Origin of the sequence: Chryseobacterium candidae, assembly GCF_004916905.1 — a bacterium.
Taxonomy (GTDB): Bacteria; Bacteroidota; Bacteroidia; order Flavobacteriales; family Weeksellaceae; genus Chryseobacterium; species Chryseobacterium candidae.
This window is the reverse complement of the sequence record NZ_SDLV01000007.1, coordinates 1-20,080: the sequence shown is the minus strand read 5'-3', so window position 1 is coordinate 20,080 and position 20,080 is coordinate 1. Positions and strand designations below refer to the sequence as shown.

General features: G+C 37.7%; 16 protein-coding genes and 1 pseudogene. 10 read left to right on the top strand and 7 right to left on the bottom strand.

Annotated features, from left to right (window positions below):
- Positions 1–180 precede the first annotated feature (180 nt).
- From EK417_RS04445 to EK417_RS04415, 7 genes are all read right to left on the bottom strand, one after another.
- Positions 181–1,263 carry a M20 family metallo-hydrolase gene (locus EK417_RS04445; protein ID WP_136521441.1) on the bottom strand — a complete coding sequence of 361 codons (1,083 nt, stop codon included), beginning with the start codon at positions 1,261–1,263 and terminating at the stop codon, positions 181–183.
- The gene (argB, locus tag EK417_RS04440; RefSeq protein ID WP_136521440.1) at positions 1,238–2,032 is read right to left on the bottom strand and encodes an acetylglutamate kinase; all 795 of its coding nucleotides are present in this window, start codon (positions 2,030–2,032) and stop codon (positions 1,238–1,240) included. The genes EK417_RS04445 and argB overlap by 26 nt, the downstream gene beginning before the upstream one ends.
- Positions 2,033–2,100: 68 nt before the next feature.
- Complete coding sequence (locus tag EK417_RS04435) at positions 2,101–3,057, bottom strand: N-acetylornithine carbamoyltransferase (protein WP_136521439.1); 957 nt, start codon at positions 3,055–3,057, stop codon at positions 2,101–2,103.
- Between the two features lie 275 nt (positions 3,058–3,332).
- Positions 3,333–4,472: an aspartate aminotransferase family protein gene (locus EK417_RS04430; protein ID WP_136521438.1), complete on the bottom strand. Its 1,140-nt coding sequence runs from the start codon at positions 4,470–4,472 to the stop codon at positions 3,333–3,335.
- 261 nt (positions 4,473–4,733) lie between these two features.
- Positions 4,734–5,699: an N-acetyl-gamma-glutamyl-phosphate reductase gene (gene argC / locus EK417_RS04425; RefSeq protein ID WP_136521437.1), complete on the bottom strand. Its 966-nt coding sequence runs from the start codon at positions 5,697–5,699 to the stop codon at positions 4,734–4,736.
- Between the two features lie 52 nt (positions 5,700–5,751).
- Positions 5,752–6,948, bottom strand: a complete 1,197-nt coding sequence (argG, locus tag EK417_RS04420) for an argininosuccinate synthase (RefSeq protein WP_076594313.1) — start codon at positions 6,946–6,948, stop codon at positions 5,752–5,754.
- A complete protein-coding gene (locus EK417_RS04415) occupies positions 6,920–7,585 on the bottom strand; it encodes a GNAT family N-acetyltransferase (protein WP_076594312.1) in 666 nt (221 codons plus the stop codon). Before EK417_RS04415 ends, argG begins: the two co-directional genes overlap by 29 nt.
- 160 nt (positions 7,586–7,745) lie before the next feature.
- Here EK417_RS04415 and EK417_RS04410 point away from each other — a divergent pair, with 160 nt between their 5' ends.
- The 10 genes and pseudogenes from EK417_RS04410 to EK417_RS04365 all read left to right on the top strand — a co-directional run.
- Positions 7,746–8,162 carry an IS1/IS1595 family N-terminal zinc-binding domain-containing protein gene (locus EK417_RS04410; protein WP_110367226.1) on the top strand — a complete coding sequence of 139 codons (417 nt, stop codon included), beginning with the start codon at positions 7,746–7,748 and terminating at the stop codon, positions 8,160–8,162.
- Positions 8,163–8,399: 237 nt separating this feature from the next.
- Positions 8,400–9,779 (top strand): porin, encoded by a 1,380-nt coding sequence (locus EK417_RS04405; RefSeq protein ID WP_136521436.1) that lies wholly within the window; start codon positions 8,400–8,402, stop codon positions 9,777–9,779.
- Between the two features lie 265 nt (positions 9,780–10,044).
- Positions 10,045–11,625 (top strand): MFS transporter, encoded by a 1,581-nt coding sequence (locus EK417_RS04400; protein WP_076594309.1) that lies wholly within the window; start codon positions 10,045–10,047, stop codon positions 11,623–11,625.
- A 43-nt stretch (positions 11,626–11,668) separates the two neighbouring features.
- Positions 11,669–11,896 (top strand): DUF6814 family protein, encoded by a 228-nt coding sequence (locus EK417_RS04395; RefSeq protein ID WP_034696261.1) that lies wholly within the window; start codon positions 11,669–11,671, stop codon positions 11,894–11,896.
- A gap of 63 nt (positions 11,897–11,959) precedes the next feature.
- The gene (locus tag EK417_RS04390) at positions 11,960–12,154 is read left to right on the top strand and encodes a hypothetical protein (RefSeq protein WP_062670711.1); all 195 of its coding nucleotides are present in this window, start codon (positions 11,960–11,962) and stop codon (positions 12,152–12,154) included.
- Entirely contained in the window at positions 12,147–14,849 is a 2,703-nt protein-coding gene (locus EK417_RS04385; RefSeq protein WP_076594307.1) for a sensor histidine kinase, read from the top strand. Before EK417_RS04390 ends, EK417_RS04385 begins: the two co-directional genes overlap by 8 nt.
- Positions 14,850–14,858: 9 nt before the next feature.
- Complete coding sequence (locus tag EK417_RS04380; protein WP_136521435.1) at positions 14,859–15,218, top strand: response regulator transcription factor; 360 nt, start codon at positions 14,859–14,861, stop codon at positions 15,216–15,218.
- A 99-nt stretch (positions 15,219–15,317) separates the two neighbouring features.
- Entirely contained in the window at positions 15,318–17,204 is a 1,887-nt protein-coding gene (locus tag EK417_RS04375; protein WP_136521434.1) for an AMP-binding protein, read from the top strand.
- A 61-nt stretch (positions 17,205–17,265) separates the two neighbouring features.
- A complete protein-coding gene (acs, locus tag EK417_RS04370) occupies positions 17,266–19,173 on the top strand; it encodes an acetate--CoA ligase (protein ID WP_136521433.1) in 1,908 nt (635 codons plus the stop codon).
- Between the two features lie 260 nt (positions 19,174–19,433).
- Positions 19,434–20,080: pseudogene (locus EK417_RS04365) on the top strand (T9SS type A sorting domain-containing protein); the annotation flags it as partial.

Genomic DNA, 20,080 nt, shown 5'->3' with positions numbered 1-20,080 from the left:
CCTTATGTAAAGCTTTCATTTCTAATTTTCTTTTTTGCATAAATCTTATTAAAAACTAAACTTCAAGTGCCTGCCGGGCGGGGTCAAAACATATATTGAGCTGGAAGCCTGAGGATGGAGACCGGAATTGAATTACAAACTGTAACAAACTTCCAGCTTCCCACTTCATTCTTCCTTTCTTTATAACACTTTTTCTAAGATTCTGATGTAAATTTCTATTCCTTCTTCTATTTCATGGATATAGATAAATTCATCTGCTGTATGAGAGCGCCTACTGTCTCCAGGGCCAATTTTCACTGATGTACAAGGAATAATTGCCTGATCTGAAGAGGTTGGTGAACCGTAGGTTGTCCTTCCGATTTCAACTCCTGCTTTTACGAACGGGTGATCCATTTCGATTTTTGAGGAATTCAGCCTGAATGATCTTGCTGTTAAAGTAGATTTCATCTGAGACTGGATGATATCAAATGCTTCCTGATTAGAATATTCGTCAGTTACCCTTACATCCAACGTGAAATTACAAGACTCCGGAACAACATTATGCTGTACTCCTGCGTGAATTCCTGATAAAGTAACTTTAACTTCGCCCAGATATTCTGAAACCTTCGGAAATTTAAAGTCTAAAATATTCTGCAGATCCTGCATACATTTTACAATAGAATTATCATCATTAGGATGAGCGGCATGAGAAGGAGTACCTTTCATTTCTCCATCTATCACAAGAAGTCCTTTTTCTGCAATCGCCAGATTCATCTGCGTGGGTTCTCCTACAATGGCGAGTTCTACATTGGGTAGCTGCGGAAACAGAGCTTCAATTCCATTAAATCCTGAGATCTCCTCCTCTGCCGTCAAAGCAATAACTAAATTATATTTTAAATCCTCTTTATCATAAAAATGTAAAAAAACCTGTGCCATAGAAACCAGAGAAGCTCCGGCATCATTACTTCCCAATCCGAAAATCTTGCCGTCTTTTTCAACAGGAACAAACGGATCCAGCGTATAAGCTTTATTAGGTTTTACCGTATCATGATGTGTATTCAGTAAAACGGAAGGCTTAAAAACATCAAAATGTTTATTTACCGCCCAGATATTGTTTTTAAAACGTTTGGCAGGAATCTGGTGCTTTTTGAAAAAATTCTCAATTTCCACCGAAGTATTAAACTCATCTTTACTGAATGAAGGAATCTCAATCAAATTTTTAAGCAATCCGACCGCATTATTCAACAGTTCTTCTTTATTATAAACAGATTTCAGTTCCTGCATGATGATTTTCTATATGGTTTTTCAATTCTGTTTCTTTGATCAGAAACACTTTCTCTACATTATTTTTTATGGCTCCAAGAGCATTTTCAAGTTTGGGTAAAATCCCTTTGTGAAGCTTTCCTTCTTCTTTTAGTGTGGTAAAATCTTCTTCAGTTACACTTTTAATAACAGATTCAGGATCATTTACATCTTCTAAAACCCCTTCTTTATCAAAACAGTATAATAATTCAACTTCATATTTCTCCGAAAGAGCCTGCGCCATCACAGAAGCAATAGTATCTGCATTGGTATTGAAAAGATTTCCTTTTCTATCGTGGGTAATCGCAGAAAACACAGGAACAAGATTCAGCTTGATTAGTTTTGATACCAGTTTCCTGTTCACACTTTTCTTGGTGATATCCCCCACAAATCCAAAATCGATTTCAGGATGTTCTCTTTTCTTAGCTTTAATTAAATTTCCGTCTGCTCCGGAAAAGCCTATAGCGTTACATTTTTTCTGCTGAAGCTTTTCAACAATATTTTTATTGATTCCTCCCGCATACACCATCGTTACAATATCCAATGTCTCTTTATCCGTTATCCTCCTGCCGTTGATCATCTTTTGTTCGATACCCAGTTTATCAGCAAGCGTTGTTGCCAGCTTTCCGCCGCCATGAACAAGGATTTTCTTTTCCTGGATTTCAGAAAACTGTTCTAAGAATTGGGTTAACAATTCCTCATCATCAATTAAAGCTCCGCCAATTTTTATGATGTATAACTTTTCTTTCATTGTAAACGTTTTGTGATTTTTACTCTTTTCTATCCTTGTCAAGGTTTAAAACCTTGACAAGGATTATTTTAAGCTTTTAATTCATCTAAAATTTCACTGAACACAGCCTGTGCAGAGAAAATCCGGTTTTTAGCCTGCTGATAGATGATAGAATAATCTCCATCCATTACTTCATCACTCAATTCTACATTACGGCGAACCGGAAGGCAGTGCATTACTTTTGCCTCATTGGTGCGGGCTAGTTTTTCGTTGGTCAGCATCCAATCCCCTTTCACTTCAGGCATTGCTGCATAGTCATCAAAAGATGACCAGTTTTTTACATAGATAAAATCTGCATCTTTCAACGCTTCATCCTGATCATGAATTACTTTCACATCTTTTGTGAAGTTTTTATCTAAATCATATCCCTCAGGATTTGTAATCACCAACTCCACATCCATTTCCTGCATCCATTCTGCGAAAGAATTTCCAACGGCATGAGCAATAGGTTTGATATGCGGTGCCCAGGTCAATACCACTTTGGGTTTATAGTCTTTTTTCCAGTTTTCTGTAATGGTGATACAGTCTGCTAAACTTTGCAGTGGATGGCGGGTAGCAGATTCCAATGAAATAACAGGTACTTTTGCATGCTTTTCAAACTGGCTTAAGATACTTTCATTCACATCATCTTTTTTGCTTTTCATTCCTGCAAAACAACGCACAGCGATGATATCACAATATTGGTTTAACACTTCAATCGCATCTTTGATATGTTCCACTGTATCACCGTTCATTACTGCTCCGTCTGCAAATTCAAGATTCCAGGCTTCTTGTGCTGCATTTAATGTCAAAACATTCAACCCTAAATTTTGAGCCGCAATCTGACTGCTCAGACGGGTTCTCAAACTTGAGTTTAAAAATACAAGTCCGATTGTTTTTCCCTTTCCTTTTTCTGTTTCGGTAAGAGGATCTGCTTTTATCTGTAAAGCTTTTTTTATGATTTCCTGTAAGTTTTCCACATCACTTACAGAGGTAAATTTTTTCATTTGGTATTTTCTATTTTTTTTCAATGGACAAATGGAATATCCATTTCATTTTAAATTGATTTTAAAGATTTTGTTTACACATTTTTGAGAGTTTTAACGCAATAACGGAACGCTTTTCACTGATGTTTTTTCCGTTCGCAAGGACGTTTCACTCAGCAATTGACGGTTGTTTTGTCATTCTGAGATTCTTCACTCCACTTCGTTACATTCAGAATGACAGGTATTGTGTACTATTTTAAGTTTTTTAACCCTTTTGCAGCTTTGTTCTTCAACCCTTAGATATTTCCCAATACTGCTTTCAAAGCATTGATGAAAAGATCCGTTTCCTCTTTTTTGATATTGAGTGCAGGAAGAATCCTTAATACTGTTTTATCATTCGAGTTTCCTGTGAAAATATGATGATCAAACAATAAGCTTTTCCTTATTTCCGAACAGTCTCTGTCGAGTTCTATTCCGATCATCAATCCTTTCCTTCGGATGGATGTAATATGTGGTAAATCTTTAATTTCATTTTCAATATATTCGCCCATCTTCTGAGCGTTTTCGATAAGATTTTCATCTTTCATCACGTCCAGCACAGCAATTGAAGCAGCGCAGGCAAGATGATTTCCTCCGAATGTAGTTCCCAGCAAACCATTGCTCGCCTGAAACTTAGGATGTATCAAAACTCCACCAACAGGAAATCCGTTCCCCATTCCTTTTGCAGTCGTAATAATATCCGCTTCTACACCAAATTCCTGATGGGCAAAGAAATATCCGCTTCTTCCATATCCGGACTGCACTTCATCCAAAATAAGAACAGCATCATATTTTTCACACAGTTCTTTGATTTTGGATAAAAATTCCGGTGTTGGAATCATAATTCCGCCTACTCCCTGAATTCCTTCAATGATAACGGAAGAGATTTCACTTCCAAACTTCTCAAAGGTTTCTTCAAGCTGTTGTACATCATTCCATTCTGATCTGATGAATCTTTCTGAAAAGTTAACAGGAGCTACAATTTTAGGATTATCAGTCACTGAAACCGCAGCTGAAGTTCTTCCATGGAATGAACCAGAGAAATAAAGCACCTTGCTTTTCCCGTTATGGAATGAAGCCAGTTTCAAAGCATTTTCATTGGCTTCCGCTCCGGAATTGCATAAGAAAAGGTTATAATCTTCATGTCCAGAAAGTTTCCCCAGCTTTTCTGCCAGCTCAGTCTGTAATTCATTCTGAACAGAATTAGAATAAAAGGAAATTTTTTCCAGCTGATCTTTCAGCTTATTCTGATAATGCGGGTGGTTATGCCCGATAGAAATCACAGCATGACCTCCGTAAAAATCAAGATATTGTTCCCCTTTATCATCCCAAAGAAATGATCCCTGAGCTTTTACCGGATTGATGTTGAATAATGGATATACGTTGAATAAATTCATTTTTTGTTTTTTTATCTTTCTTTTGTCTTGAAACAAAAGAAACAAAAGTTCAAGACCTGGAAACTTCCGCTAAAAATTAGTTCTATTCTCTAAAAATTCTAAAACTTGTGCGAAATCCAAATTGGTTCTTCGGTTCTTTATTTTCCTCGCATTTCGAACAGTAGAATTTTCTTAACGTTCATAGAATTAATTTTCTTAACGCTCCATTTTCCTAAGTCGGATTTACTTCTTGTTTAAAATTCTCAATTATTTATTGTCAATTTAGAAGGCTATTGGCTTCAAATTCAGTCCTGCATTTTCATCCCAGTTCATGGCCAGATTCATATTCTGTACCGCCTGTCCTGAAGCACCTTTTAACAAATTGTCAATCGCTGAGTGAATAACGACAACATTCCCAGTCTTTTCGATCTGAATCACACAGCGATTGGTATTGACAACCTGCTTTAAATCAACCGCCTTCCTGTTTACGGTAACAAAAGGCTCCTCTGCATAAAAATCCTGATATAATTTTTCTATTTCCTCCAGCTCCCAATCTGTCTTCATGGTGGAACTTGTAAAAATTCCTCTTGCAAAATCTCCTCTCCATGGAACAAAATTCAGGTTTACTTCTTTATTGTTGAATGAAATCAGCTGTTGCAAAATCTCATCGACATGTTGATGAGTTAATGTTTTATAAGCTGAAACATTATCATTTCTCCAGGTAAAATGAGTGGTTGCCTGCAAAGACTGTCCGGCTCCTGTAGAACCTGTAATCCCTGTAGTAAAGACTTCATGCAACATTCCTTTTTCTGCTAATGGCAGCAAAGCCAATTGAATCGCCGTTGCAAAACATCCTGGATTGGCAATACTTTTCGCACCCGTCAGTTGTTTTTTATTGATTTCCGGCAATCCGTAGATAAAATCTCTGTTTCCGAAACTTCCTTCTAAACGGAAATCGTTTCCGAGATCAACCACCAGCGTTTCATCTTTGACAGGATTCTGAGTTAACCAGTTTTCACTTTCTTTATGCGGAAGACACAGAAAAAGAATATCTACATCTTCAGGTTTATCAGTCAAAACCATTTCACAAACCGTCGTTAAATCCGGGTACAGATCTGAAATTTTTGTTCCCGAATTTGAACGGCTATATAAAAAACTCAATGTCACATGGGGATGAAAAGCCAGTAAGCGTATCAGCTCACTTCCTGTATAACCGTTGGCACCAATGATTCCTACTGTTTTCTTCATTTTGATTCTGACAGCATTTTGTTCTGTCTTTCATTACATCGTCCCTTCGGAACTAGTTGATATTTTGATTAATCTGATGGTATATATTTAAAGAGTTGCTGACAATTTTTGTATATCCTTTTACGTCATCTCCCGTCCATGCTCTGTTCGCTTCTCCATAGCTTCCGAATTTGTCGGACATCAGATCATGATCAGATTCAATTCCGTTAAGAATAAATCTGTATGGATGAAGGGTTACAAATACCTTCCCCGTTACTGTTTTCTGAGAATCTACCAAGAAAGACTCAATATTTCTCATCACAGGATCTAAGAAAAGTGCTTCATGCAGCCAGTTTCCGTACCAGTCGGATAACTGCGACTTCATCATTTGCTGATATTTTGAAAGCGTATGTTTTTCTAATAAATGATGTGCTTTGATGATCACTGATGCGGCAGCTGCTTCAAATCCCACTCGTCCTTTAATCCCAACAATAGTGTCTCCCACATGAATATCACGGCCAATTCCATACGCTGAAGCTAATTCTTCTATTTTTTGAATGGCATATACAGAATGTTCAAAGCTTTTTCCGTTCACTCCTACCACTTCTCCGTTTTTAAACTCAATCTCAAGTTCTGAAGGCTGAGTTTCTTTGATTTGAGACGGAAAAGCTTCTTCCGGAAGGTAATTTCTTGACGTTAAAGTTTCCTTTCCTCCTACAGAAGTTCCCCAAAGCCCTTTATTTACGGAATACTGAGCCTTCTGGAATTCCATGTCATAGCCGTGATCTTTTAAAAACTCAATTTCTTCCTCACGGGACAAAGCCATATCACGAATGGGCGTAATGATTTCAATATCCGGACACATCACCTGGAAGATCAGATCAAAACGAACCTGATCATTTCCCGCTCCTGTACTTCCGTGAGCAATAGCATCTGCCTGTACTTCAATGGCGTATTTTGCAATTTCCTGTGCCTGAATAGTACGCTCAGCACTTACAGATAAAGGATAAGTATTATTTTTTAACACATTCCCGAAAATCAAATACTTCACACATGAATTGTAGTAATCTTCCTGAGCGTCTACGCACCTGTATTCCTTTACTCCAAGGTTTAAGGCTTTTCTCTCCAACTCTTTTTCCTCTTCTTTTGAAAAACCTCCGGTATTTACAGTAACGGCATACACATCATACCCTAGTGTTTCACTAAGATACTTAGCACAGTAGGAAGTATCCAAACCTCCGCTAAACGCTAAGATGACTTTCTTTTTCATCTGGACTCTTTTTATTTTTATTAATGGTCACATGGAATTTATCAAAATCTTTCTGAATCATCCCATCATATTTATTTTCAGGCAGATTATTCACTACCTCCTCTTTTTTTTTATCGTTTTCCGGAACAAACAGCATCGCTGTACACAAACAGTTTTTGCGTTCCTTCATCATTAAAATTTCATAGTTCACACAGTTCTTGCATCCGTTCCAGAATTCTTCATCCTGAGTCAGTTCAGAATAGATCACTGGTTTATATCCCAAATCACTATTAATTTTCATCACTGCCAAACCTGTTGTTAATCCAAATACTTTCGCATCCGGATATTTGTCTCTAGATAACTGGAAAACTTTCTGCTTGATCTGAGTTGCCACTCCCCCGTTCCTGAATTTCGGTGACACAATCAGCCCCGAATTAGCCACAAACTTCCCATGTGACCAGGTCTCTATATAACAGAAACCTACCCACTCACCGTTTTCAGTGGCTACCACAGCATTGCCCTCTGAAATCTTCTTACTCAAATATTCTATAGAACGTTTTGCGATACCCGTTCCTCTACGCTGTGCAGAATCGTACATTTCCTGCTGTATTTCACTCACATACATTAGATGTTCGCATGAGGAAATTTCTATTTCCATTTATTTATCTAAATTTTTTGGCAAATTTAAAATATAATTTCTTTTAAATCCAAATAAAAAAGATATTTTTTTTGTTTTAAAATTTTAAACAGGTAAAATTATCTTTATTGAAAAATATACATTTGCTAATTTATTATATATTTGCTAAAATAATATAGTTATGGAAAATACCTGCCCAAAATGTAAGAGCATCAAAGTGGTAAAAAGCGGCATCATCAATGAAAAACAGCGCTTCCACTGCAAAGACTGTCAATATTATTTTACCGTTAAAAAACTGGGAAAACAAATTGACGATTACTATGTCACCAAAGCACTTCAGCTATATTTGGAGGGCCTAAGCTACCGTGAAATTGAAAGAATTATCGGCGTTTCACACGTTACCATAAGTTCATGGATCAAAAAATACAATATCACAAGGCCTCCCCATTCTGAATTCCATCCTGTTTATAAAATATTAAAGCAAAACGAACTCATTGAATATATCGCGCAGGAAGAAAACATTAAAAACTCAGGAATTATCATTACCCAATTCGCAGATAAGTATATGCTGATTAAATGGGAGCGGTTTAAGAAGTAAGCGTAGTGCATGAGGCGAGGTTTCGGATTACAGGATGCGAAATACAAGGTACAAGATTTAATATAACATTAAATATCAACCACTTGAATCATTTATATTAAAACTCCATAGCCTGAAGTCCGAAAGTTTGGAAAATAATAACTATACTATTACCACTAATATATATTAAATTTTCATAAATAAATTATTAATTACAATTTGGTATTCACAAAAAACAACGCCAAAAATTGATAATTTATGAAGAAATTACTTACATTCATTGGATTAGCTTTAATCAGCAGTTCCGTATACTCACAAGGTTCTCCTGATTATGGCAGTGGCTTAAAACTCAACCTCAACCCCAACGGTGATAAATTCGTCAGATTTATTTTATGGGACCAGTTTTGGGTAAGAAATACTTCCATGAACCCCGGAACTATGGTAGGCGGTGAACCCACCGATAATTCATGGAGTCTGGGAAACAGAAGATTACGTGCTTTAGCCTATGCACAGATCTCAAAAAGATATATGATTCTACTCCATTTCGGTATTAATAATCAGACTTTTATTAATGGCGGTGCTTCAGGTACTTCAGGCACAGGAGGTTATGGCAACGGAAAGAAAACGCAGCTATTTTTTCATGATGCCTGGAATGAATATGCAGTTATTTTACCTGGAGAAGCAGGAAAATTCAGTTTATCTTTAGGGGCAGGGCTTCATTATTACATGGGACTTTCCCGAATGACTATGGCATCCACGCTTAATTTCCTTACATTAGATTCTCCTGTTTTTTCATGGCCTTTAATCGATAACTCAGATCAGTTTGCAAGACAGCTCGGAATGTTTGCTAAAGGAAAGTATGGAAAACTGGAATATCGTTTCAGCTTAAACAAACCCTTCGCTACAGATCTTATTCCTGTGAATGTAACAGATCCTGCAAAAGCCGTGGCAGTGGACAATAACGGAAATCCCAGTTTCTCAAAAGCGGGATATGTTGAGTATCAATTTCTGGATGAAGAGTCCAATACCCTTCCTTTTAAAGTAGGATCTTACCTTGGAACAAAAAAAGTATTCAACGTAGGTGCCGGCTTTTATCATCAGGCTGACGGAACAAGAACTTCTGTCAATTCAAACATTGAAAAGCATGATATCACTCTTTTTGCAGTAGATGCTTTTGCGGATATTCCTTTGGGCGAAGCAAAAAACAAAATGGCCGTTTCTGCCTATGCCGGATATTATAATTACAATTTCGGACCGAATTATGTAAGAAATCTGGGAACGATGAACATCGGAGCATCAGATCCTAATTTCATCGGCAATAAAGCCATTGCGGGACCGGGAAATCTACAGCCAACCATCGGGACAGGTAATATTATCTACGCACAGGCTGGTTTGCTATTACCAAGCCAGGCAGAAAAGCCAAAAATCAGAATACAGCCTTTCGCGGCTTATACGCACAAAAGTTTTGAGGCTTTTGATAAATCTTCATCCCAGTTTGATGTCGGAGCCAACTGGTTTATAGATGGGCATCATGCTAAAATAACAACACAATATTCAACAAGACCGGTTTATACGAACCCTACGGAAAGCCCTTCTTCAAAAGGAGAATTTATCGTACAGTTTCAAATCTATTTGTAAGACTTAAACCATTAAGAATAATAAAGATTGTAAGATGAATTAGGGATACATTCCCAAAATTCAAATAATTTGACTCTTGTCATTCTGACGAAGGAAGAATCTTACTAACAACCAGTCACACATGAGATTCTTCATTACATTTCATTTCATTCAGAATGACACTTTTGAAATAGCCCCAAAGCATTAAACTTAATTATTTAAAGCCCTTAATGGTTAAAAAAATCAAATTAACATCCTATTCTACTAACATCAAAAACTAATCAATATGAGCGAAAATCATCACGAAAGCTACGAAAATATGACCGACAGGCAGAAAAACCGCACCATCTGGAGCGTGATCACTGCCTCATCACTCGGAACATTAATAGAATGGTACGACTTTTACATCTTCGGGAGTTTAGCCGTTGTTTTAGCGACCAAATTTTTCCCTGCGGATAATCCTACCGCAGCATTTTTATCCACCCTGGCTACTTTTGCCGCCGGATTTGTGGTAAGACCTTTCGGAGCATTATTTTTCGGAAGACTGGGAGATCTTATCGGAAGAAAATATACTTTCCTGGTTACATTACTGATTATGGGATTTTCCACTTTCCTGATCGGATGTATTCCAAGCTATGAAACTATTGGATTTCTGGCACCGGTTTTAGTTTTAATTTTAAGATTACTTCAGGGGCTTGCTTTAGGAGGTGAATACGGAGGTGCGGCTACGTATGTAGCAGAATATGCCCAACCTCACCGAAGAGGTTACTGGACCTCATGGATCCAGACTACAGCAACAGCCGGACTTTTCATTTCATTAATCGTTATTCTGATCACCAAAACAACTCTTTCGGCAGAAGAATTTGATACCTGGGGATGGAGAGTTCCTTTCTGGATTTCCATTTTAATGGTGGCTGTATCCTACATTATCAGAAAGAATATGAAAGAATCTCCTCTTTTTGCTAAGGCTAAAAGTGAAGGTAAAACTTCCAAAAACCCTTTAAAAGAAAGTTTCGGAAATAAATACAATTTCAAGTTTGTACTATTGGCTTTATTCGGGGCTGCCATGGGACAAGGGGTGATCTGGTATACAGGTCAGTTCTATGCAATGAGTTTCCTTCAAAAAGTTATGAATGTGGAATCTGCACAGGTAGATTCACTCATGGCTACCGCTTTGTTTTTAGGAACTCCTTTCTTTGTATTCTTCGGGTGGCTTTCTGATAAAATCGGAAGAAAAGCTGTAATGATGACCGGAATGCTGATCGCTATTTTAGCTTACAGACCTATTTACGACAGCATGTTTAAAAGTGTAAACCTTGAAAATAAAACAGTTGCTGCGAATGGAATTACAGAAAAAAGAACGGCAAAGATCCACAACGATATCGCAACAGACAGTTTAATAACTTTTCACAAAGAAACTCTTTATACAGATGGAACTTTAATTAAAAAAGACAGCATCGTTCACTGGTCTCCCTCAGGAGTTGTTATGAAAGACGGAAAACCTGAAGAAGCCAAAGTTTCTCAAAGTTTACAATTAAGTGACGACACCAAATGGTATCTGGTATTCCTTGTATTCATTCAAGTGATCTTTGTGACAATGGTTTACGGGCCTATCGCTGCTTTCCTTGTTGAAATGTTCCCTGTGAGAATCCGTTATACCTCAATGTCATTACCTTATCACATCGGAAACGGAGTATTTGGAGGACTTCTTCCGGCAGTGGCTACTTATCTGGTGACTACAGGAAAAGAAGCGGGCCACGAGACATGGTATCTGGAAGGACTCTGGTACCCGATTGGAGTTGCAGGAGTATGTTTGATTATCGGATTATTTTATCTTAAAAATAAGAACAACAATCTTCACGATTAAGCACTGAATCACTCAAATTTTTATTAATTTTAAAACTACTAAAATGAACGGACTAAAAAAAATATTAGGCATTCTCTGGATCGCTATTGCGGTGATTGTAGGCTATTTCGGAATTACGGTATTGGGAATCCCTAAAATCGCATCCGGAAAACAGGAAGATCTGGTTTTTGGGATCATCATTCTCTTTGTACTGATGCCGATTATCTCAGGCGGAATGGCTATTTTCGGATATTATGCCTTAAAAGGAGAATATTCCGACGATAAAATTTAAAAGCAAAAAACAGATAATTGATGAATGCAGTCATTCATCAATTATCTTTTATCAAAATCATTTATGAAAAAAAGACACGAACAAAAACTTATCATACTGAGCGTAGGGCTCATGATTGCTTTCAGCATTCCTATTTCACTTCTTTTCAACAGTGACAGGGAAGTTTTGGGCTATCCAATGATCCTTATTTACCTTTTCGTGGTCTGGATGATTTCCATTGTGATTTCTTTTGTAATTGTAAAAAGACATGATGAATAGTTTCGCATTATTTTTTGTCGTTCTGTTTTATCTGGCTCTCCTTTTCTTAGTTGCTCATTTAGCAGAGAAGAAAAGAAGTAAATTATGGATCAATAATCCATATATCTACGCTCTGTCCCTTGCTGTATATTGTACTGCCTGGACGTATTATGGAAGTATTGGCGTGGCAGCTACAAGCGGACTAAACTATCTTCCGATTTATATTGGTCCTATTATGATAATTCCGGCATGGATTTACATCAATACCCGGATTGTAAGGATTTCCAGAGTCAATAAAATAAGCAGCCTTGCCGATTTCATTTCATTAAGATACGGCAACAGCAGAAGCCTGAGTGCTATCATCACTATAGTCTGTCTTCTGGCGATCGTTCCTTATATCGGGCTGCAGATTAAAGCTATTTCTGAAACCTTTCACTTAGTGACAGAAACTCCGATGTCGAAGGATATCCTGACTGATAACGCAACTTTCGTTGTGGTTTTAATCGCCTTATTTTCTTCTTATTACGGAACACGATATGTAGATGCTTCTGAAAAGCGGCTTGGAATTATCTCGGCAATTGCTCTGGAAAGCTTTTTAAAACTGTTTTTTATTATTATTCTCGGATTTTTTGTCATTTATTATGTCTTTGACGGATTCTCAGATATCTATGAGAAAGCCAGTAAGTTTGAGGATTTTAAAGAAAAAAACACCTTCAATGGCATTGAAGGTGCGATGAACTGGATGGTTCTTTGTATGATTTCTGCCACAGCAATCTGCATTTTGCCAAGACAGTTCCACACCGCCATTGTTGAGAACAGACAGGAAAAACATATCAGAACAGCCATTTGGTTTTTTCCGCTTTATCTTTTAATCTTCACTATATTTATTTTCCCGATTGCCTGGGGAGGAAGATTAATTTTTGACGGACAGAAAGTAAATCCCGAATTCTACTCTATTCTGATTCCACAGCATTTTGACAATACTTTAATTACTGTGTTTGTTTTTCTTGGCGGATTGAGCTCATGTATTTCCATGATTATTATTTCTGCTATTACTCTATCCATAATGCTTTCCAACAATCTCATCATTCCATACGGATTACTGGGAAAATTAAAATCTGAAAATGAAGAAAAAAATACCAGAAGCATTACCAATATCAGAAAGTTCAGCATTTTTGCACTGATCATCATGGCTTTTGCCTTCTATAAATATTTCATCCTGAAAACATCACTGGATTCGGTAGGATTAATCTCATTTGTAGTGATTGCACAATTGGCACCTGCATTTTTCGGAGCTTTATTCTGGAGAAGAGGAAGTTATAAAGGTGCTGTTGCAGGACTTTTAGCCGGATTGGCCATCTGTTATTTCGGGCTCATTATTCCCCAGTATTATTTTTCGTACAATCAGGAATTCAAAGGAGTCCTCAGGGAAATGTATAATGCTTTTGGTTTTTTCACCATTCCTTTTTTGGGAAGGATTCCACAGATCTTTTTCTGGTCGATGCTGGTGAACACAAGCTTATTTACAATCGTATCTGTAAGCTCCAAAGGAAATTACCGCGAAAGAAACTTTGCAGAGCTGTATGTAGATATAGACAAGTATATTCAGAATCACGAAAATGCTTTCATCTGGCGCGGAACGGCTTATATTTCGGATATCCAGAACATTCTGGAACGTTTCTTAGGCAAAAATAAAACGGAACAGGCACTAAGAATTTTCAATTTAAAATATAATATTGATTCCAAAACGGAAACTGCTGATTCAAGGTTTATCAAATTCTCAGAAAATCTTTTGGCCGGAAGAATTGGTACTGCCTCCGCAAAAATATTGATAGAAGGGGTAACCAAGGAAGATAAAATATCGTTGAAAGAAGTTTTGAATATCCTTGAAGAATCACAGGAAAATATCAGCTTAAATAAAAAGCTTACCGAACAGTCTGAAGAACTGCAGAAACTTTCTGATGATCTGAGAACAGCCAATGAAAGCCTGATCATCAAAGACCGTCAAAAAGACGACTTTCTGGACTCTGTTGCCCACGAGCTGAGAACTCCGATTACGGCCATCCGCTCTGCGGGAGAAATTTTAGCCGATGATGATGATATTCCTTTTGACATCAAACAGGAGTTTCTGAACAACATCATTACAGAATCCGACAGATTAAGTGAAATCATCAATGATATTCTTTATCTGGACAAATTACAGCATGGTGAAATCTCTTTACATATTCAGGAAAACAATATTGTTGAAACATATAAAAAAGCCTTAAATCCCCTTCTTCATCTTATACAGCAGAAAAACATTCATTTAAGTGAAGTTAATCTTCTGAATCAGTTTATATTTGAATATGATGAAGCGAGAATGATACAACTGTTTCAGAATATCTGGGGGAATGCCTTAAAATTCACAGAAGAACAAGGAACAATTCAAACCAAATTATTTAAAAAAGAGGATCAGCTGACCATCTCCATTTTCAATACCGGAAAGCATATTCCGGAAGAGGATCTGGAAATGATTTTTGACAAGTTTTATCAATCAAAAAATCAGAATATTTTAAAGCCTACCGGAAGCGGACTGGGACTGGCCATTTCCAAAAAAATTGTAGAGGCACACGGAGGAAGAATAAAAGCAGAAAACAGCGGACTGGGCGTAACTTTCACCATCAGCATTCCCGAAAAAACGAAAAAAGAAATTACCAATGAAGTTGAACACCATTAAAACCTTCTTATGAAAAAGATAATCATTGCGGATGACGAACACAAAATATTAATGTCGTTAGAATACAGCTTTAAGAAAAACGGATATGACGTCTATATTGCCCGTGACGGAACAGAAGTCCTTGAATTCCTGAAAACAATGATACCGGACGTGATTCTTCTCGATATTATGATGCCCAACCTCGATGGTTACAGCACTTTAGATCTTATTAAACAGGACGAAAAACTGAAAGACACCAAAGTGATCTTTCTGAGTGCAAAAAATAATCCCAGAGATATAGAAAAAGGACTGGAAATGGGTGCGGATGCCTATGTCACAAAACCATACTCTATTAAGAAACTGATGCAGCAGATTGAGGAAATGTTTTAAGAGATTGCTTCGCCTTCGGCTCGCAATAACACAACTACTTACCCTTGTCAAGGTTTAAAACCTTGACAAGGGTATTAAACGAAACATACAACTATTGACATGGAAACAGATACATTATTTAAACAAAGTATAGAAAACAAAGAAGACTTCTGGAAAAAACAGGCAGCAGAAATCAAATGGTTTGAATTTCCCCAACAAATTCTTTCCCATGGTGAAAACGATTACCCACAGTGGTTTTCAGACGGAAAGCTCAATATGTGTTACTTATGTATTGACAAACACATTGAAGACGGATTTGGAGATCAGGCTGCCATCGTTTATGATTCTCCCGTAACCCATCAAAAGAAAACCTATACTTTCAACCAGGCAAAGGAGGAAATTGCAAAACTGGCGGGCGGATTGGCCTCTTTGGGATTAAAAAAAGGAGACACCACGGTCATTTATATGCCTATGATTCCACAGACTCTTTTTGCTATGCTTGCATGCGCAAGAATCGGGGTTATTCATAATGTGGTTTTCGGAGGGTTTGCTCCTCATGAGCTTGTTGTAAGAATTGATGACTGTAAACCTAAAGTTTTGATCACCGCTACAGCGGGAGTAGAAATCGCCAGGAGAATTCCTTATCTGCCACTGGTAGAAAAAGCAATTGAACTGGCACAGGATAAAGTAGATAATATTATAGTATACAACAGAAAACTGGTCGATAATAAGGATGAAATGTTTGAAGGGCTAATCGATTATGAAGAATTAGTAGAAAAGTCAGCTCCCGCAGACTGTGTTTCTGTAGAATCAACTCATCCGCTTTACCTTCTTTATACCTCAGGAACTACCGGAAAGCCTAAAGGCATCGTTCGTGATACCGGAGGTTATGCCACGGCATTACAATTCTCAATGACTTACGTCTATGGTGTTGAGCCGGGAGAAACGTATTGGGCTGCTTCAGACTTCGGATGGGCTGTAGGACATAGTTTTTCTGTGTACGGACCATTAATCAACAGAAATACGACTATTATTTTTGAAGGTAAACCAATCATGACTCCTGACGCAGGCACTTTCTGGAGAATTATTTCAGAATATAAAGTCTCTGTAATGTTTACAGCACCTACTGCGATCAGGGCTATAAAAAAAGAAGATCCTAATGGAGAACTGGTAAAAAAATACGATTTAACCCATTTCAAAAAGCAGTTTCTGGCCGGGGAAAGATGTGATGTGGCTACTTTGGACTGGTTTGCAGAACATATCGGTGTTCCGGCAATAGACCACTGGTGGCAGACAGAATCCGGCTGGCCAATGCTTGGATTACTGACGCATGACGACAGCTATCAGATTAAAAGAGCTTCTGCAGGAAAACCAGTTCCGGGATATGATATTAAAATATTTGATGAAACCGGATTTGAGCTTGATCCTCACCATGAAGGCTATCTGGTGATCAAACTTCCTCTCCCACCCGGCGCGATGCTTGGAATATGGAAAGACTACGCCCGTTTTGAAAGCAGCTATCTGTCTCAGTATAAAGGATATTATTTTTCAGGAGATGGTGCTATTCAGGATGAAGACGGTTATATTTTCATTACGGGAAGAGTGGATGATGTGATCAACGTGGCAGGACACAGGCTTTCCACTTCCGAAATGGAGGAAATTGTTTCCTCGCATCCGGATGTCGCAGAATGCGCTGTGGTAGGTATTGATGACGACTTAAAAGGACAGATTCCTTTTGCCACGGTGGTTTTAAAGAACGGTTCAGCGATCTCTGAAGAAGATATTGAAAAAGACATTATTCAGATGGTTCGCAACAAAATCGGAGCAGTAGCTTTTTTAAAAAATGTAATGGTTGTCAAACGCTTACCCAAAACAAGATCCGGAAAAATTCTAAGAAAGTTGATAAGAACATTGCTTGACGGCAAAGATTTCCAGATCCCGTCCACCATTGATGATGAAAAAATTATTGATGAAATTCAGGGAAAAATTGAGGAATACAGGGCTTAAACCAGAAATTAAACATAAATTTAAAATATAATAAATTCAAATTTCAAAAAACAAAAGGGATATGAGAAATTACCTGATAGAAGATTTACCACAATATTTTGAAGACTATAAAAAGTCTATCAAAAATCCTAAAAAGTTCTGGGATAAGGTAGCGGATCAGAACTTCGTGTGGTACCAAAGATGGAGCAAGGTTGTTAAGTACGACATGAATGAAGCCAAGATTACCTGGTTCAAAAATGCGAAACTCAATATTACCAAAAACTGTATAGACAGACATCTTACCATAAGAGGAGAAAAAACAGCAATCATCTGGGAACCTAATGATCCCAAGGAAGAAGCTCAGCATATTTCCTACCATGAGCTGTATACGCGTGTTAATAAAACAGCCAATATTTTAAGGGATATGGGAATTGAAAAAGGAGACAGAGTCTGCATTTATCTTCCAATGATTCCTGAACTGGCTGTTACGATGCTTGCCTGTGCAAAACTGGGTGCCGTACATTCTGTTATTTTTGCAGGATTTTCAGCTTCAGCAGTTGCATCAAGGGTCAATGACTGTGAAGCCAAAATGGTCATCACATCAGACGGAAGCTACAGAGGAAATAAAGTTCTCGACCTGAAAACGATTGTAGATGAAGCGCTTGAAAAAACACCGACAGTTGAGAAAGTTCTTGTTGTTAAGAGAACCCACAACGAAATTACAATGAAAGAAGGAAGAGATTACTGGATGGCCGATCTGTATGAGAAAGCTTCTCCTGATTTCGTTACTGTCATTATGGATTCTGAAGATCCGCTTTTCATTTTATATACTTCCGGATCTACAGGAAAGCCTAAAGGAATGCTTCATACATGCGCCGGCTATATGGTTTACACCGCTTATACCTTCAAAAATGTCTTTAATTATAAAGAAAATGATATTTACTGGTGTACCGCAGATATCGGATGGATCACCGGACATTCCTACATTCTTTACGGACCATTATTGAATGGAGCTACCACTGTAATTTTCGAAGGAGTTCCTACGTATCCTGAACCAGATCGTTTCTGGGAAGTGATTGAAAAACATAAAATCACTCAGTTTTATACCGCTCCTACCGCTATCCGCTCTTTAGCCAAAGAAAGTACAGAATGGGTAGACAAACATGATTTAAGCTCTCTGAAAGTGATCGGATCTGTAGGAGAACCTATCAATGATGAAGCCTGGCACTGGTTCAATGATCATGTCGGAAAGAAAAAATGTCCGATCGTAGATACATGGTGGCAGACAGAAACAGGAGGAATTATGATTTCACCACTTCCTTTTGTAACCCCAACCAAACCAACGTATGCTACTCTTCCACTTCCAGGCGTACAGCCAGTTCTGATGGATGATAAACGAAATGAAATCACAGGAAACCAGGTGACCGGAAATCTTTGTATCCGTTTTCCATGGCCGGGAATCGCGAGAACCATCTGGGGCGACCACCAAAGGTATAAAGAAACCTATTTCACCGCATTTCCCGGGAAATACTTTACCGGAGACGGTGCATTGAGGGATGAAGTTGGCTATTACAGAATTACGGGCCGCGTAGATGATGTGATCATTGTTTCAGGGCACAACCTTGGGACAGCACCTATTGAAGACAGTATCAACCAGCATCCGGCTGTTGCAGAATCCGCAATTGTAGGATACCCTCACGATATCAAAGGAAATGCGTTGTACGGCTATGTAATGCTTAAAGAAACCGGAGAAGGCCGTGACAAAGAAAATCTGAAGAAAGAAATTAACCAGCTGATTTCGGATCAGATAGGTCCGATTGCGAAACTGGATAAAATACAGTTTGTTTCCGGTCTTCCGAAAACACGTTCCGGAAAAATTATGCGTAGAATATTGAGAAAAATTGCCGAAGGCGACTTCAGTAATTTTGGCGACATCAGTACGCTTTTAAATCCTGAAATTGTAGAGGAAATTAAAAGCGAAAGAATTTAATTAATCATTATTTAACCAATAGTGGGCCCCGGAATTTATTTCGGGGCTTTTTGTTTTTATAATAAAAAATTACGACAAGTTTTGTCGTTGCATGCAGATAATTTTGCTACAGAATAATATAAAACTAAATATAAATAAGGAAGTTAAATATTTAATAGTAAGTTTTACATTAAATCGCATTAATATAATTTTCCTACCTTAAAAAGTGTTAAATTCGCAAAGTTTTTAAGAAACTAATTACTAACTCAAAAAAACATGGAATGAAAAAATTCTATCTCAGTGCATTCACTTTATGCACAATCATGTGGGTATCTGCTCAGGAAGTGGTGTGGCAAAAAGACATCAAATCTTCTACCCAGGATTTTCTAAGCCAGGTTACTACAACCATTGACGGACAGTATCTTGTCTCAGGAAGTTCCATTCAAAGCGATAAACTTCAACAGAACAGCAAACAAAACAACGGTTATGATTTTCGCCTGATAAAATTAAATCAGCAGGGAGAACAGGTTTTTGAAAAATACTTTTCAGGAAACAATCATGACTATCTATCTTCAACTGTCACTACTCAGGACGGTGGTTTTCTGATTTCCGGAACGTCATATTCAGGAAAAGGTCTTGATAAAAAGGAGGATTCTAAGGGAGGCTCAGACATCTGGATGATCAGAATCAATGAATTTGGAGACCAATTGTGGCAGAAAACATTAGGAACTTCTTCGGATGAAGAAGCAAGAGCCGTGATTCAGACTACAGATCAGGGATTTATTGTAGCTGGCAATGTACAAAACTCCTCTAAAGGTTACGGCTCAAAAGATGTTTTGATCATTAGATTAGATAAAGACGGAAAAGAGCTTTCCCAGTTCATTTTAGGTGGAAAAGGCTTAGATGAAGTAGAGAAGATGATTCCAAC

Coding starts and splice junctions, on each gene's coding strand:
- EK417_RS04435 (WP_136521439.1), bottom strand. CDS start 3,057: ATGAAAAAATTTACCTCTGTAAGTGATGTGGAAAACTTACAGGAAATC.
- EK417_RS04400 (WP_076594309.1), top strand. CDS start 10,045: ATGAGCGAAAATCATCACGAAAGCTACGAAAATATGACCGACAGGCAG.
- EK417_RS04390 (WP_062670711.1), top strand. CDS start 11,960: ATGAAAAAAAGACACGAACAAAAACTTATCATACTGAGCGTAGGGCTC.
- EK417_RS04410 (WP_110367226.1), top strand. CDS start 7,746: ATGGAAAATACCTGCCCAAAATGTAAGAGCATCAAAGTGGTAAAAAGC.
- EK417_RS04405 (WP_136521436.1), top strand. CDS start 8,400: ATGAAGAAATTACTTACATTCATTGGATTAGCTTTAATCAGCAGTTCC.
- EK417_RS04385 (WP_076594307.1), top strand. CDS start 12,147: ATGAATAGTTTCGCATTATTTTTTGTCGTTCTGTTTTATCTGGCTCTC.
- argB (WP_136521440.1), bottom strand. CDS start 2,032: ATGAAAGAAAAGTTATACATCATAAAAATTGGCGGAGCTTTAATTGAT.
- argG (WP_076594313.1), bottom strand. CDS start 6,948: ATGAAAAAGAAAGTCATCTTAGCGTTTAGCGGAGGTTTGGATACTTCC.
- EK417_RS04395 (WP_034696261.1), top strand. CDS start 11,669: ATGAACGGACTAAAAAAAATATTAGGCATTCTCTGGATCGCTATTGCG.
- EK417_RS04445 (WP_136521441.1), bottom strand. CDS start 1,263: ATGCAGGAACTGAAATCTGTTTATAATAAAGAAGAACTGTTGAATAAT.
- acs (WP_136521433.1), top strand. CDS start 17,266: ATGAGAAATTACCTGATAGAAGATTTACCACAATATTTTGAAGACTAT.
- EK417_RS04415 (WP_076594312.1), bottom strand. CDS start 7,585: ATGGAAATAGAAATTTCCTCATGCGAACATCTAATGTATGTGAGTGAA.
- argC (WP_136521437.1), bottom strand. CDS start 5,699: ATGAAGAAAACAGTAGGAATCATTGGTGCCAACGGTTATACAGGAAGT.
- EK417_RS04430 (WP_136521438.1), bottom strand. CDS start 4,472: ATGAATTTATTCAACGTATATCCATTATTCAACATCAATCCGGTAAAA.
- EK417_RS04380 (WP_136521435.1), top strand. CDS start 14,859: ATGAAAAAGATAATCATTGCGGATGACGAACACAAAATATTAATGTCG.
- EK417_RS04375 (WP_136521434.1), top strand. CDS start 15,318: ATGGAAACAGATACATTATTTAAACAAAGTATAGAAAACAAAGAAGAC.